This window comes from Brucella sp. JSBI001, from assembly GCF_026014005.1.
Taxonomy (GTDB): Bacteria; Pseudomonadota; Alphaproteobacteria; order Rhizobiales; family Rhizobiaceae; genus Brucella; species Brucella anthropi.
This window is the reverse complement of the sequence record NZ_CP110339.1, coordinates 4,708,160-4,722,871: the sequence shown is the minus strand read 5'-3', so window position 1 is coordinate 4,722,871 and position 14,712 is coordinate 4,708,160. Positions and strand designations below refer to the sequence as shown.

Genomic DNA, 14,712 nt, shown 5'->3' with positions numbered 1-14,712 from the left:
TAATCCGACCGAAGTGAAACGAGGATCGATAAGATTATGCTTAAAATATAATAGGTTAGAGTTCCGATCAGATCCTATCTGATCGGCACTCTAAACGCCTTCGACGATGACGATTTCACCATCCGCAACCGTCTGGCGGATCGCCTTCGCCGCCTGATATTCCGGCGAATTATAGCAATCGAGCGCGTGCTGCATGGTTTCGAATTCGATGATCACGTTGCGGGCGCGACCTTGTCCCTCAACTGCATCAGCCGTGCCGCCACGAGCGATGAAATTTGCACCATAACGTTCAAATGCCGGTTTCGCCGTTGAAACATAATCCTTGTATCGCTCGGGATCACGGACATCCACACGGGCAATCCAGTAGGCTTTAGTCATGCTGTTTCCTCCACTAGCTCGCAATCTTTTCTACCGCATTATCCCGCGCAAAACCGCTTCGCACTTTTGCTGGAAATGCTCTAGGCAACGGAACGCATTTCGTCGAGAATGGCAAGGGCTGCGGCTTTGCGATCAACCGCGCCGACAATTGGACGGGCAACGACCAGATGGCTGGCTCCGGCCTTCAAGGCATCCGCAGGGGTCATGACCCGTTTCTGGTCGCCCTTTTCCGAACCGGCGGGACGAATGCCCGGCGTGACGATGGCCATATCCGGGCCGACCGCCTGACGGATGGCTGCCGCTTCGACCGCGGAAGCAACAATGCCGCCCATACCAGCCTCACGCGCCTGAAGGGCGCGTTTCAGCACCAGCGTTTCGGCATCGTCAGAATAACCTGCTTCCCGCAGATCGGCATTGTCCATTGAGGTTAGAACTGTCACGCCGAGCAGGCAGAGGTCTGATCCTTTGGCGGCTTCCACCGCTGCCCGCATCGCTTTCGGATAGGCATGCAGCGTGAGCATGGAAACACCCATCTTCGCGACATTCTCAACACCCTTCGCGATGGTGTTGTCGATATCAAGCAGCTTCATGTCGAGGAAGACTTTCTTCTTCGCCGCCACAAGGCTTTTTGCGAAATCGAGACCACCCGCAAAAACCAGCTGATAGCCGATCTTGTAGAAGGAAACAGTGTCGCCCAGCTCTTCGACCGCCTTCTCAGCATCGGCGATGGTCGGCACGTCGAGGCCCACGATCAAGCGCCCGGATGCTTGATCGCGCAAATCTGTCGTCGTCATGAGAGTCTCCGTGGTGATTTTTATTCTCTTCGCACAACAAGACTCGTTACGAAAGAGACGGAATCAGCTTTTTGCTTCTTCCACCCGTGCGATGAGGCTGCGGCAGACAGCGGAGAGCATTCTCGCGCTGCGTTCTTCTTTCAGCGTACCATCGTCATTGAACGCCACCGATGCATGACCGACCGAGCATTGCTCGGTGACGATCTGTACGCCGACATTCATCAGAACGGCGCGCAGGTGGTAGAGTCCACGCATACCGGCAAACATACCGTCGGAGCTGGAACAGAGGCCGACAGTCAGACCGGCATAAGGCCTGAACGGCCTGTCTCCGTCTCTTGAAATGCGACTGACCCAATCGATGGTGTTTTTCAGAAGCGGCGGGATCGATGCATTATATTCCGGCGAGCAGATCATCAGACCGTCCTGTTCGGCAAACAGGCGACCGAGTCGCATGGCGTTCTCGGGAACGCCATGCTCGTTTTCCAGATTCTGATCCATGATCGGCAGCGGATAGTCGGCAAGCGTGATGCGCGTGACCTGCGCACCTTGCGCCCGTAATTCTTTCTCGGCGGCATCTGCCATATGGCCGGAAAAAGCGCCGATGCGAACTGAACCCGCGAAGACGAGAATACGTGCAGTCATGAAAAGCCTCGTGCGAAACTAGTGGATTGAATTTGACGTTTGAATCCCGACTGAATGAGATGCTGTTTCAAACGTCAAATTCGAAAAATCCACTAGATACATAAAGTTACTAGTGGTCATTACGATTCCGACATTTGCTCGACGCTTGTATCAGAGGGACGCAAATGTCGGAATCAGACCACTAGACCAAAGGGCTGCGATAAACCCAAAGCTGCGCCGGTGGCACATTGCGCACCACGAAATCATAGTGCTGGACCGTATAATTGCCGCGACCGGCTGGAACCGGTGGCAAGGGACCATAGGTGATCTGCATCAGAGGCCGTCCGTGTGGAATGCGTGAAAGCAGGCTTTCCACGAGCTGGATGCGCTTGTCCATCGGGAAATTGAGCATCGGCACCGCAGAGATGATGCAGTCGAATTTCTGGTCTTTCTTCTCACCCAACGCGCTATCGAGATCGAAGGCATCACCCTGAATGATGTTGACCTCCGGAAAGATCGTATTCAAGTGATCCACGAAGTCCTGCGAATATTCGATGGAATAGAGGTCGGCAGGTTTCACGCCCTGTTTCAGGATCGCCTTGGTAATCACGCCCGTGCCCGGTCCGAGTTCCAGAACCGGAAGACCGGAACCGGTATCGATGACGCTCGCCATACGGCGCGCGGTAATGGAACTCGTCGGCAAAATAGCGCCGACCGCTTTCGGCCCGTCTATCCATCCCTTGAAAAAACGGATCTCCTCATCGAACTTAGCGGCCAGTTTCCTGCCGAGCTGTCCTGCCATTCTTGCTGCTCCCATTGTCGTTATTGGACAAGTTTATGCCGCTTTGAATTCCCTAAGCAAGGCGTGAATAAGGAAAAGAACAAAAAAGGGAGCCAAAAGGCTCCCTTTATTATTCACCGATACCTTCAAAGAATTCTTTCATCCTTGAGAAGAACCCCGCTGATTTCGGGCTGTTCTCTTGCGAGGAAAGTTTTTCGAACTCTTCCAGCAGTTCACGCTGGCGTTTGGACAGGTTCTGCGGCGTCTCAATGTCGATCTGTATATAAAGATCGCCAACGGCGGCCTGACGCAGAACCGGCATGCCCTTGCCCTTGAGGCGGAACTGCTTGCCGTTCTGTGTGCCGTCCGGAACCTTGACCCTTGTCTGCGTGCCATCGAGTGTCGAAACTTCGAACTGGCCGCCAAGCGCCGCAGTCGTCATCGAGATCGGCACCTTGCAATAAAGGTCGGAACCGTCGCGCTGGAAGAACTCATGCGGCTTGACCGAAAGGAAAATGTAGAGATCGCCCGATGGGCCACCGCGCATACCGGCCTCGCCTTCACCGGAAAGACGGATACGGGTGCCATCCTCAATGCCAGCAGGAATATTGACCGACAGTGAACGTTCCTGGGTGACGCGGCCCTGACCATGGCACTTGCCGCAAGGATCCTTGATCATCTGTCCGCGACCATTACAGGTCGGACAGGTGCGTTCCACCGAGAAAAAGCCCTGGGCAGCGCGAACGCGGCCCGAACCTGAACACATGGTACAGGTGGTCGGCTGGGAACCGGCCTTTGCCCCGGAACCCGAACATTCATCGCAGGTAATGGAGGTTGGAACGCGGATTTGCGCGGTCTTGCCCGCATAGGCTTCTTCCAGCGTCACTTCCATATTGTAGCGAAGATCGGCGCCGCGTTCGCGTCCGCCATTGGAGCGACGGCGACCACCACCCATCATCTCGCCAAAAATGTCTTCGAAGATATCGGCGAAACCGCCAGAGCCACCAAAACCGTTGCCGAAGCCGCCGCCCATGCCGCCATTTTCAAAGGCTGCGTGGCCGAACCGGTCATAAGCGGCACGCTTCTGCGGGTCCTTCAGCGTTTCGTAAGCTTCACCGATTTCCTTGAACTTGCGTTCAGCTTCCGGATTGTTCGGATTGCGATCCGGATGGTACTCCATCGCGAGCTTGCGAAAGGCGGTTTTCAGCACCTTATCGTCTGCCGTTCTTTCAACACCCAGAGCTTCGTAGTAGTCGATCTTCATCAGTTCGTTATCCCGGCGGCAGGAACGCGCCTTTTGCTTTCACGGACATCGTATCCCGAAACCGGTCCCCAGATTCGTGCGACACGCCCCAAAGCGTTCAACACTTGTCAGGGGCCAGCGTTTCCAATTGTTCATCTATCGAAGCGCCTTCCGACTCAATGCGTCAGAGCAGCACTCCGGGTTTCAGCGTCAACACCACTTTGCCCGAAACCGTCTCATGCTTTTCAAGATGTATGCAGGCCAGCGCGATTTTTCAAATAGAGGCTGATCTGCCTGATATTTCCATCGGTACTTTCTACCGATACCGGCCAATATGCAGGCTTATACAAAACCTGCGAATATGAACATCTCGAAAATTGGCAAAAGCCCGGGGCAGAGCCCCGGGCTTGAGCGTATAGAGCCTGAAATTACGACTTCTTCTTGTCGTCGTCGATTTCTTCGTAATCGGCGTCGACAACATCGTCGTTCGAAGCAGCTTCTTCGCTACCGCCGGCAGAACCGGTTTCAGCAGCCTGAGCGGCCTCATACATGGCCTGACCAAGTTTCATGGAAGCTTCGGCGAGCGTCTGCGTCTTGGCTTTGATGTCCTCGGCATCGTCGCCTTCAAGCGAGGTCTTGAGGCTTGCGAGAGCATCCTCAATGGCCTTCTTGTCGTCAGCCGAAACCTTGTCACCATATTCGCTCAGCGACTTTTCGGTCGAATGAACGAGGCTTTCGCCCTGGTTCTTGGCTTCCACGGCGTCGCGGCGCTTCTTGTCAGCTTCGGCATTCGCCTCGGCGTCCTTGACCATCTTTTCGATGTCGGCATCGCTCAAACCACCGGATGCCTGGATGCGGATCTGGTGTTCCTTGCCGGTGCCCTTGTCCTTGGCCGTCACGTTGACGATACCGTTGGCGTCGATGTCGAAGGTCACTTCGATCTGCGGCACGCCACGCGGTGCGGGCGGAATGCCGACGAGGTCGAACTGGCCGAGCATCTTGTTGTCGGCAGCCATTTCACGCTCGCCCTGGAAGACGCGGATCGTCACGGCCGACTGGTTGTCTTCGGCGGTGGAGAAGGTCTGCGACTTCTTGGTCGGGATCGTGGTGTTGCGTTCGATCAGACGGGTGAACACGCCGCCCAGCGTTTCGATACCCAGCGAAAGCGGGGTCACGTCGAGCAGCAGAACATCCTTGACGTCGCCCTGCAGAACGCCTGCCTGAATTGCCGCGCCCATGGCGACGACTTCATCAGGATTAACGCCCTTGTGCGGCTCCTTGCCGAAGAAGGCCTTCACGACTTCCTGAATCTTCGGCATGCGAGTCATGCCGCCGACCAGAATCACTTCGTCGATTTCGCCAGCCTTGAGACCGGCATCCTTCAGCGCTGCCTTGCAAGGCTCGATGGTGCGCTGGACGAGATCGTCGACCAGGCTTTCGAACTTGGCGCGCGACAGCTTGATGGCAAGATGCTTCGGACCGGTCTGGTCGGCCGTGATGAACGGCAGATTGACTTCGGTCTGCTGCGCGGACGACAGTTCGATCTTGGCCTTTTCGGCAGCTTCCTTGAGGCGCTGCAGAGCGAGCTTGTCGTTCTTGAGGTCGATGCCGCTTTCCTTCTTGAACTCGGCCACGAGGTATTCGACCAGACGCATGTCAAAGTCTTCACCGCCGAGGAAGGTGTCGCCATTGGTCGACTTCACTTCAAAGACGCCGTCACCGATTTCGAGGATCGACACGTCGAAGGTACCGCCGCCAAGGTCATAAACAGCAATGGTCTTGCCTTCGTTCTTGTCCAGACCGTAAGCGAGTGCAGCAGCCGTCGGCTCGTTGATGATACGCAGCACTTCAAGACCGGCGATCTTGCCGGCATCCTTGGTTGCCTGGCGCTGAGCGTCGTTGAAGTAGGCCGGGACGGTGATAACCGCCTGCGTAACCGTTTCGCCGAGATAAGACTCAGCGGTTTCCTTCATCTTCTGAAGGATCATCGCAGAAACCTGCGACGGGGAATATTTCTTGCCGTGGACTTCAACCCAGGCATCGCCATTGTCGCCCTTGACGATCTGGTATGGGACAAGGTCCTTGTCCTTGGTAACCATCGGGTCGTCAAAGCGGCGGCCGATCAGGCGCTTGACCGCAAAAATGGTACCTTCCGGATTGGTGACGGCCTGACGCTTTGCAGGCTGGCCGATAAGACGTTCGTCACTATCCGTGAATGCAACGATCGAAGGGGTTGTACGCGCACCTTCGGCATTTTCGATGACCTTCGCGTTTTTGCCGTCCATGACGGATACGCAGGAGTTGGTCGTTCCTAGATCGATACCAATTACTTTAGCCATATTTCTCTCCATTCAGCAAACCGCCAAGACCTCTACCGAGCGTTCCATGGGCGGTTCCTATCGGTTTCACAATGCGCTTTTCACGATGCTTGTCCAGATACCGGACCGGTTTCCAGACGCACATCAATGCCCTGTGCGAGGCGTATATAAGAAACGCGGTTTTTTACTGCAAGTCACAACAGCCAAGCTGAGGCAGATTCCGCACCCGGAAATACTGACAGGGACCTATCGACGTACAAAATAGGGGTCGCCGCTGCACTACATAGTGCGCGCCGACCATCATACCATAGCCGATTTGCCGTCTTTTGCCGCTCGGTAGATCGCATCGATGAATTTCTGGTTCGCCTTCGAGTTTTCAAGCGAGAAAAGCCGCGCATCCTTATCGCCACGCGCAGCACGCACAAAACTCTCGGCCTGAAGCTGATAATGATTGGCGTCACCGAACGACCATTCCGTCGCCTTCGTGTGACCGGCATCGAAAAGCGCGATGCTGCCATGACCATATTTGCCGGTATTGAACGGCGCATAGACTTCGATGAAGCCCTTGTCGCCATGGAAAACCATCGTTTGTCGAGTGCCAAGTTGCGTGGCGACATAGAAAGTCAGGTCAAAACCGTCGAAGCGCGCCGAAACATTGGCATAACGGTCGGTGCCGAAGGCCGGATCATATTCGACCGACGCCTGAACCGACACCGGTTCCTGACCGGTAACCATACGGGTTACCACGGTCGGATAGACGCCAATATCCGGCAGGGCGCCGCCACCCAGTTCCGGCTGGTTGCGCATATTGCCCGGATCGACATTGAAATAGGAAAAAGCGCCCTGCACATGGCGGAGCCTGCCGATAGCGCCTTCGGCCAGAAGTTCCTGCAGCTTGATCCACTGCGGATGGTAATAGACCATGAAGGCTTCAGCCATCGTAACCTTATGCCTGTCACGCGCGGCAATAAGCTGGTCGATATCGTCGGCCTTGAGTGCAATCGGCTTTTCGCACAGGACATGCTTGCCTGCTTCAGCCGCCTTGAGGCTCCATTCGATATGCTGCGAGGTCGGCAGCGGTATATAGACGCCGTCGATAGCGTCGCTGGCCAAAAGTTCTTCATAGGAACCGAATGCCAGCGGTGCACCGAAACGGTCGGCGACGGCGCGTGCCCGCGACAGGTCGCGGCTTGCAATGGCATGAACAATGCCATTTTCGGACGCGCAAAGCGCTGGAATTACCTGCGTGACGCCAATCTTGGCAGTTGAAAGGATACCCCAACGAAACATGCTGTTCCCTCTTTCATTCAAAGCAAGAACCGGACTCATTCCGGCGTGTCCCAGTCCTGAACTCTCAGTTCCGGCCAGAATTTCAGCGCGCGGGTTGCCTTGATCTCATGCGTTTCGCGGTTATCGATGGCACGATTGGGCCGAATGCGAAATGAAAAAATATCGTCAAAGCCGAATGGAGCGTGGATGAGCAGCCCATCTTCCGTCACCTCGCCGTCTTTTGCCAGCCGCGCACCCACACAATGGGCAATCGTCGAATAGCGTTCTATCGATTCGGTCGCAGAGCGAAGCGGTGCATAGGGCTGTCCAAAGCGCTTTTCGAACCACAGATGCACCCGCGCCTGATTGCGAACTTGCACCGGAAGCGGAAAGTCGCGGAAGACGTCAGCCCCGCGGGTGATAACCGCATCCTCTGCCTCCCAGGAGAGATCGCTGCTGTCGAAATAGATAATATCGAGATCCTTGATCCCATGCAGAGCCTGTCGCCTAGTCAGCCGATTCCAGATGGTGTTGTAGAGGGCACCGGAGACGAGCCAGAATTTGGATGATTCCCCGCCGAGTTCATGCAGCCGATGCAGCGCATCCATCAGCAGCGGGCTTTCCAGAATCATCTGTGAAAAGATATCCCGCTGCCGTGCGAGTGGCAGACCGGCATGACGCAAATGGTTCGACGTTGCCTTCATTGACCGCTCCCCGACCCATGGCGATAAAAGTCGATGAATGCGCGCAAGGCCGGGCGCATCTGGCGGCGGCTTGGATAATAGAGATAAAGCCCGGCGAAAGGCTGGCACCAGTCTTCCAGGACCCGGACAAGACGTCCATTCGCCAATGCATCGTGAACATAGGCTTCGAACAGATAAGCAAACCCCGTACCGTTCAGGGCTGCTTCCAGAATAACCCTGTCGTCATTGACAATCAGAGGTCCCTCAATGGCGATTTCCTGCACTTCGCCCGCTTTTTCGAACTCCCAGCGATAGGTTCGCCCGCTCGGAAAGCGATGGCGAATACATGCGTGCTGCAAAAGATCGCGCGGTTCGACGGGAGCTGGACGGTTATTGAAATAAGCCGGTGCCGCGACGATTGCCGCACGAACATGCCCGGTCAGCCGCGTTGCAATCATGTCCGCTTCGAGGCTTTCACCAAGACGCACACCTGCATCGAAGCCCGCCGCCACGATATCGGTGAAGCCATTTTCCACCCGCAGGTCGAGTGTAATATCGGGATAAGCTCTGGCGAACTCGCCCAGACGCGGAGCGATGACAAGCTGCGCCGCCACATAAGGCGCCGTGATACGCAACACCCCCGACGGACGATCTCGCGAATCAACGGCGGCGCCCAAAGCCGCATTGATCTCCTCAAGCGCCGGTGCCAGCCTCTCCAGCAATTGCCTCCCGGCCTCCGTCGGGGCAACGCTGCGCGTTGTGCGCGCAAGAAGACGCACACCCAGACTGTCCTCCAGTGTTGCCACTGCGTGGCTGACGGCTGAAGGTGCGATCGCCAGTTCCCGTGCTGCGCCACGGAAACTTCCATGCGCGGCAACGGCGGCTAGAACGGCAAGCTGTGACAGTTGACTTCGATTCATTGTTACAAATTACAGAACAAGCTGTGAAAATAAATCGGTATTATCGAACTGATCACCCTGTTTTATGGTTCGCAACATGATCCCGGGCTTGGGCGCAGGCAGCTTGAAGGCGCGTCCACCCAGAACCTCCTCCCGATCCTCCCGCACAATTCTCAGTACTTTCAATCAGCCATTCGAAAGGAACTACAATGCAACAGCGCAAACTCGGCCAGCAATTGAGCGTTTCCGCCCTTGGTTTCGGCTGCATGGGAATGACACACGCCTATGGGGGGCAGGACGAACAGGATGCAATCCGCACGCTGCACCGCGCCGTCGACCTTGGCGTGACATTTTTCGATACCGCGGAGGTCTATGGCCCGTTCGAGAATGAGAAACTCGTCGGCAAGGCGCTCAAGCCATTCCGTGAACGGGTGACGATTGCAACGAAGTTCGGCTTCAAGATCGAAGACGGCCAGATGAAGGGTGTCGATAGCCGCCCTGAACATATTCGCGACGTAGCCGAGGCCTCCCTGAAGCGGCTTGGCATTGATGTGATCGATCTGTTCTACCAGCACCGCGTCGATCCATCCGTGCCGATCGAAGATGTGGTTGGCACTTTGAAGGACCTGATCGATGAGGGAAAGATACGCGCCATCGGTCTTTCGGAAGCAGGTAGCACCACCTTGCGCCGCGCGCATGCGGTCCATCCGATCGCCGCGTTGCAAAGCGAGTATTCGCTATGGGCACGCGATCCGGAAGACAATGTGCTGCCAGTCTGCCGTGAACTTGGTATCGGTTTCGTACCCTATAGCCCGCTTGGGCGCGGTATGCTGACCGGCACATTGCGCTCACAGTCAGACCTTGCCGAAGACGATTTCCGCAAGACGCTGCCACGTTTCCAGCCGGGCAATCTGGAAGCCAACAACCGGCAGGTGGATCGTATCGTCGAGATCGCACAGGAAAAGCAGGTCACGCCCGCGCAATTGGCGCTGGCATGGGTGCTGAGCCGGGGCGATTTCATCGTGCCGATCCCCGGTGTCCGCAAGATCCATCATCTGGAAGACAATGTGAAAGCCGTGGACATCGTACTGACGGAGCAAGATCTCAAGCGTCTGGATGAGATATCCGCACCCGCCCTGATCGCAGGCAAGCGTTACAACGAACAGCAGCTTGCTTTGACCGGTCTTTGATAAATGCTCCAAATAAAAGGGGAGCCCGTCGGGCTCCCTTTTTTACATCCTGCGCAGAGCTGGCGGTGCAAGCGTCAGAAGCCCGGCCAGTGTCATGGCAAAGCCGACCCATAGCGGTGCATGCAGGCCATAGCCTGCCTCCATTGCCTGTCCACCAACCCACGGCCCAAGTCCGAGACCGATATTGATGACCGATGCATGCATGGCGTTCACCAGCGCGCCCGGATGCGCGATCCGCATCACCCTCGCGATAAAGGCAGGATTAAGTGCTATGCCTGTCAGACCGATCATCACGATGGCAAGGATCGTAGCCAGTTTCAGCTCGGCGAAAAGCGCGAAAATCAGCATGGCCGACAGCATCAACACAAGACCGATGGCGATAGTCGGGATCGTGTGACGGTCGGCAAAGCGACCGGTGACATAGTTGCCGACGATATTGGCGCCACCATAGACGGCAAGCAGCAGTGGCACCTGCATCGCGGAGAAGCCGGCAAGCTCCACCGTGATCGGCGACAGATAGCTATAGACCGCGAAAGACGAACCGATGACGAGCGCGCTCGTGGCATAGGCGGCCCAGAGTTTCGGCTTGCGCATTTCCTTCAGTTCAGAGCGCAGATCGGCCTGCGGCGTATCGGGCGACGATTCGATCTTGAAGGCGATGACAAGGGCGCAGATCAGGACCAGAACCACAATGGCCCAGAAGCTCGCCCGCCAGCCGAACGCATTGGTGATCGCCGTCGCTATCGGCACGCCGAAGACGGTGCAGAGCATAAGACCGGCAAAGACCAGCGATGAAGCTCGCCCGCGCAGTTCCGGTCCGACGAGCTGTGCCGTGATGGCAAGCATCAGCCCGAAGCTCGTTGCCGCCGCCATACCGGTCAAAACACGGGCGATCAGCAGAATTTGAAAACTGCTTGTGGACGCGGCCACGCTTTGCGCCGCTGCATAAAATACAAGCAGAATCAGAAGTCCCCGCTTGTTCTCGATCTTCAACGCCAGAAACAGGATCGTGACCAGCGGTCCGCCGATCATCATGCCAAGCGCATAAAGCGAAATGAGATTGCCGATATCGGCGATGGAACGGTCGAACGCCACCTGAAGTGAAGGCAGCATGCCCGAGATCATGAGTTCGGAAGTCGTGAGCGCGAACACGCCTAAGCTGAGGCAATAGACAACCAGCGGGATCGCTCGCGCCTTTTGCGAAGACGCAGAAACCTCTTCCGCCGCAAGGGCGGATTCGCACGTATCGTTCATGGGACGAATCCTATTTATATAGTGTAGACTACATAATTAATATCGCCTTGCCTGAAAGGGTCAAGAGAATTATATAAGGCTGATTACAGAAAGGGAGAAAAATGGTTCCACGCGGACGCCCGCGCAGCTTCGACCGCGATGCAGCGCTGGACAAGGTGATGAAGGTTTTCTGGGCCAAAGGCTATGAGTGCGCCCAGATCAACGACTTCACGACCGCCATCGGCATTACGCCGCCAAGCTTCTATGCCGCCTTCGGCAACAAGGAGCAGGCGTTTCGTGAAGCCGTCGACTATTATCGCCGCACCATCGGCACCGCTCCTTTCGATGCATTGGAAAATGCAACCACCATACAGGATGGCTTACGCCAATGGCTGGAACAGAGCGCAGACAGCGCTTTCGCCTGCCCGGCGGGCGGCTGTATGATCAGTGTCAGCTCAATCCAGTGCAAACCGGAAAATGTGCCTGTGAAGGAGTTTCTCCAGGCTATCCGACACGCAAATCATGAGCGGCTTTCCAAGCGCTTGCAGCAGGCGGTAGGGGCAGGTGATCTACCCTCCAATGCCGATACTGCACAGATGACCGAATTCTATCACATGATCCAGCAGAGCATTTCTTTTGAAGCCCGCGATGGCAATTCGCGCGCCGCGGTACAAAAGATCATCGATATGGCGATGATGGCTCTGCCAGCAAGGACGAGACAGGCCGCTGAATAGCTGCATTAGAGCGTCGATCTGACTGGATCAGATCGACGCTCTAACTTCTTCTATTACAAGCATAATCTTATCGATCCTCGTTTTACTCCGGTCGGATTATGCTCTAAAAAAGCCCGCCAGATGGCGGGCTTTTCATTTCATGCTTATCCGCGCAGCACACCGCCGGTCTGCTTGGCCACACTGGCCACTACCTGCTTCGATAGTGCTTCCAGATCTTCATCCGTCAATGTGCGGTCCTGCGGCTGCAGCAGCACTTCAACCGCGATCGACTTCTTGCCTTCACCCAGCGATGCGCCGGTGAAGATATCGAAGACCTGAACGCCAACAATTAGCTTCTTGTCAGCCGACGAAACTGCCTTCACTACATTTCCAGCTTCCACATCTGCATCCACCACAAACGCAAAATCGCGCTTGAGGCTCTGGAACTGCGAGAGGTTCAAAGCCGGCTTGGTGCGCGTGGATTTTGCCTTCGGCTCAGGGACCGCATCAATATAGACTTCAAAGCCGCAAAGCGCGCCCGAAGCATCGAGTGCTTCCAGCGTATCCGGATGGAACTCGCCGAAATAGCCCAAGATGACCTTCGGTCCGAGCTTCAATGTGCCCGAACGACCCGGATGGAACCATTCAGGACCACCAGCTTCGATCTGGATGCGGTCAACCGGAGCGCCAGCAGCTTCAAGTGCTGCCAATGCATCAGCCTTGGCATCGAAGACGCCGACGGGAGCCGCATTACCAGCCCAGAAACGGCCCGAGCCATCAACCTTGGCTGTACCGCGGCGCACGCCAACCGCCACGCGACGCTGCTTGTCTGGCGTATCGCCTTCATAGATTCCCGAAACCTCGAACAGTGCCGTATCGCCGAAACCGCGATCCGCATTGCGCTGTGCTGCGACCAACAGGCCCGGCAGAAGCGAAGGACGCATGTCCGACATATCGGCGGCAATCGGGTTCGCCAGCTTCAGTTCCGGCTTGCCACCACCAAAAGCTTTGGCTTGCGCGTCGGAAATGAAGGAATAGGTCACGGCTTCCATCATGCCGCGCGAAGCGAGCATGCGGCGGGCATGGCGGGTTCTGATTTGCAAGGTTGTCAGAATACGACCATTGACCGTGCCAAGCCCCGGCAGCGGCTGCGGGTCGATCTGGTTGATGCCATGAATGCGCATGACTTCTTCAACGAGGTCGGCCTTGCCTTCCACGTCGCCACGCCACGTCGGAACGGTGGCCTTTATAACCTTGCCGTCGCCTTCAACGCCGAAGCCAAGACGCTTCAGGATATCGAAGGATGCGTCGTAGGAAACCTCGATGCCCGTCAGGCGCTTGACTTCCGATACCGGGAAATCGATCACGCGCGGCGTAGGCTTGCTATATCCAACCACGTCGAGAACTGTTGGCTGTCCGCCGCACAGGTCCAGCACCAGCTTGGTCGCAATTTCCGCACCGGGCACCATCATTTCCGGATCGACGCCACGCTCGAAACGATAGCGCGCATCGGTAACGATGCCGAGTTCGCGGCCCGTGCGCGCAATCATGCGCGGGTCCCAGAGAGCCGATTCGATCAACACATCGACAGTGTTTTCATCGCAACCGGAATGCTCGCCGCCCATGATACCGGCAATCGATTCGGGACCGTTCTCATCGGCAATCACATACATGCCCGGCTTGAACTTATAATCACGCTGATCGAGGCCGAGAATGGTTTCGCCATCCTTTGCCAGACGCACCGTCAGATTGCCCTTGACCTTGGCAGCGTCGAAGACGTGCAGCGGACGGCCCTGATCGAAGGTCACATAATTGGTGATGTCGACCAGCGCATTGATCGGGCGCAGGCCGATGGCCTTGAGGCGCTGCTGCATCCATTTGGGGCTTGGGCCATTTTTCACGCCCTTGACCATGCGCAGTGCGAAACCAGTGCAGAACGGGTTCTCGGCATCCTGATCCAGAATGATCTTGACCGGGGTTTCCCCCTCGCCCTTGACGGCGTCCGGCAGCGTGTTCTTGAGCGTGCCTAGACCAGCAGCAGCAAGATCACGTGCAATGCCATGAATGCCGGTGCAATCGGCACGGTTCGGCGTCAGGCCAATCTCGATCACCGCATCGTCCAATCCGGCATAAGTCGCGAAGCTGGTGCCGACCGGAGCGTCTTCCGGGAGGTCGATGATGCCATTGTGCTCGTCGGAAAGCTCCAGCTCGCGCTCGGAACACATCATACCGAAACTTTCGACACCGCGAATCTTGCCGATGGAAAGCGTGACATCGAGACCCGGCACATAATCGCCCGGACGACCCAGAACGCCGACCAGACCGGCACGTGCATTCGGCGCGCCGCAAACGACCTGAACCGGTTTGCCATCGCCCGTATCGACGGAAAGCACGCGCAGCTTGTCGGCATCCGGATGTTGAACAGCTGTCAGGACCTTGGCAATCTTGAAGGCTTTGAAAGCAGCACGGTCGTCGACCGATTCCACTTCCAGACCAATATCGGTCAGCTTTTCGACGATTTGTTCCAGCGTCGCATCGGTTTCAAGGTGATCCTTGAGCCAGGAAAGCGTGAATTTCATTTGTCTTGTCC

13 protein-coding genes are annotated in these 14,712 nt (G+C 56.4%); 2 read left to right on the top strand and 11 right to left on the bottom strand.

Annotated elements, in window-relative coordinates; genetic code table 11:
- Positions 1-90 precede the first annotated feature (90 nt).
- From LJ361_RS22625 to LJ361_RS22585, 9 genes are all read right to left on the bottom strand, one after another.
- Positions 91-378, bottom strand: coding sequence for a DUF1330 domain-containing protein (locus tag LJ361_RS22625; RefSeq protein ID WP_010657716.1), 288 nt, complete (start codon positions 376-378; stop codon positions 91-93).
- Between the two features lie 80 nt (positions 379-458).
- Positions 459-1,172: an orotidine-5'-phosphate decarboxylase gene (pyrF, locus tag LJ361_RS22620; protein WP_010657715.1), complete on the bottom strand. Its 714-nt coding sequence runs from the start codon at positions 1,170-1,172 to the stop codon at positions 459-461.
- A 63-nt stretch (positions 1,173-1,235) separates the two neighbouring features.
- Complete coding sequence (locus LJ361_RS22615; protein ID WP_010657714.1) at positions 1,236-1,814, bottom strand: NADPH-dependent FMN reductase; 579 nt, start codon at positions 1,812-1,814, stop codon at positions 1,236-1,238.
- A gap of 181 nt (positions 1,815-1,995) precedes the next feature.
- Positions 1,996-2,595 carry a phospholipid N-methyltransferase PmtA gene (pmtA, locus tag LJ361_RS22610; RefSeq protein ID WP_010657713.1) on the bottom strand — a complete coding sequence of 200 codons (600 nt, stop codon included), beginning with the start codon at positions 2,593-2,595 and terminating at the stop codon, positions 1,996-1,998.
- A 109-nt stretch (positions 2,596-2,704) separates the two neighbouring features.
- Positions 2,705-3,838, bottom strand: a complete 1,134-nt coding sequence (gene dnaJ / locus LJ361_RS22605; RefSeq protein WP_010657712.1) for a molecular chaperone DnaJ — start codon at positions 3,836-3,838, stop codon at positions 2,705-2,707.
- A 407-nt stretch (positions 3,839-4,245) separates the two neighbouring features.
- On the bottom strand, positions 4,246-6,156 hold the full coding sequence (gene dnaK / locus LJ361_RS22600; protein ID WP_010657711.1) for a molecular chaperone DnaK: 1,911 nt from the start codon (positions 6,154-6,156) through the stop codon (positions 4,246-4,248).
- Between the two features lie 279 nt (positions 6,157-6,435).
- Positions 6,436-7,425 carry a Gfo/Idh/MocA family protein gene (locus LJ361_RS22595; protein ID WP_010657710.1) on the bottom strand — a complete coding sequence of 330 codons (990 nt, stop codon included), beginning with the start codon at positions 7,423-7,425 and terminating at the stop codon, positions 6,436-6,438.
- A 35-nt stretch (positions 7,426-7,460) separates the two neighbouring features.
- The gene (locus LJ361_RS22590) at positions 7,461-8,108 is read right to left on the bottom strand and encodes a nucleotidyltransferase family protein (protein WP_010657709.1); all 648 of its coding nucleotides are present in this window, start codon (positions 8,106-8,108) and stop codon (positions 7,461-7,463) included.
- Positions 8,105-9,007 carry a LysR family transcriptional regulator gene (locus LJ361_RS22585; RefSeq protein WP_010657708.1) on the bottom strand — a complete coding sequence of 301 codons (903 nt, stop codon included), beginning with the start codon at positions 9,005-9,007 and terminating at the stop codon, positions 8,105-8,107. Before LJ361_RS22585 ends, LJ361_RS22590 begins: the two co-directional genes overlap by 4 nt.
- A gap of 188 nt (positions 9,008-9,195) precedes the next feature.
- On the opposite strand from LJ361_RS22585, the gene LJ361_RS22580 reads away from it, so the two are divergent.
- Positions 9,196-10,176: an aldo/keto reductase gene (locus LJ361_RS22580; protein WP_010657707.1), complete on the top strand. Its 981-nt coding sequence runs from the start codon at positions 9,196-9,198 to the stop codon at positions 10,174-10,176.
- A 42-nt stretch (positions 10,177-10,218) separates the two neighbouring features.
- On the opposite strand, the gene LJ361_RS22575 is transcribed toward LJ361_RS22580, so the two are convergent.
- A complete protein-coding gene (locus LJ361_RS22575; RefSeq protein WP_010657706.1) occupies positions 10,219-11,430 on the bottom strand; it encodes an MFS transporter in 1,212 nt (403 codons plus the stop codon).
- A gap of 101 nt (positions 11,431-11,531) precedes the next feature.
- On the opposite strand from LJ361_RS22575, the gene LJ361_RS22570 reads away from it, so the two are divergent.
- Positions 11,532-12,143 carry a TetR/AcrR family transcriptional regulator gene (locus LJ361_RS22570; RefSeq protein ID WP_010657705.1) on the top strand — a complete coding sequence of 204 codons (612 nt, stop codon included), beginning with the start codon at positions 11,532-11,534 and terminating at the stop codon, positions 12,141-12,143.
- Positions 12,144-12,286: 143 nt separating this feature from the next.
- On the opposite strand, the gene pheT is transcribed toward LJ361_RS22570, so the two are convergent.
- Positions 12,287-14,701: a phenylalanine--tRNA ligase subunit beta gene (gene pheT / locus LJ361_RS22565; RefSeq protein WP_264812318.1), complete on the bottom strand. Its 2,415-nt coding sequence runs from the start codon at positions 14,699-14,701 to the stop codon at positions 12,287-12,289.
- Positions 14,702-14,712 lie beyond the last annotated feature (11 nt).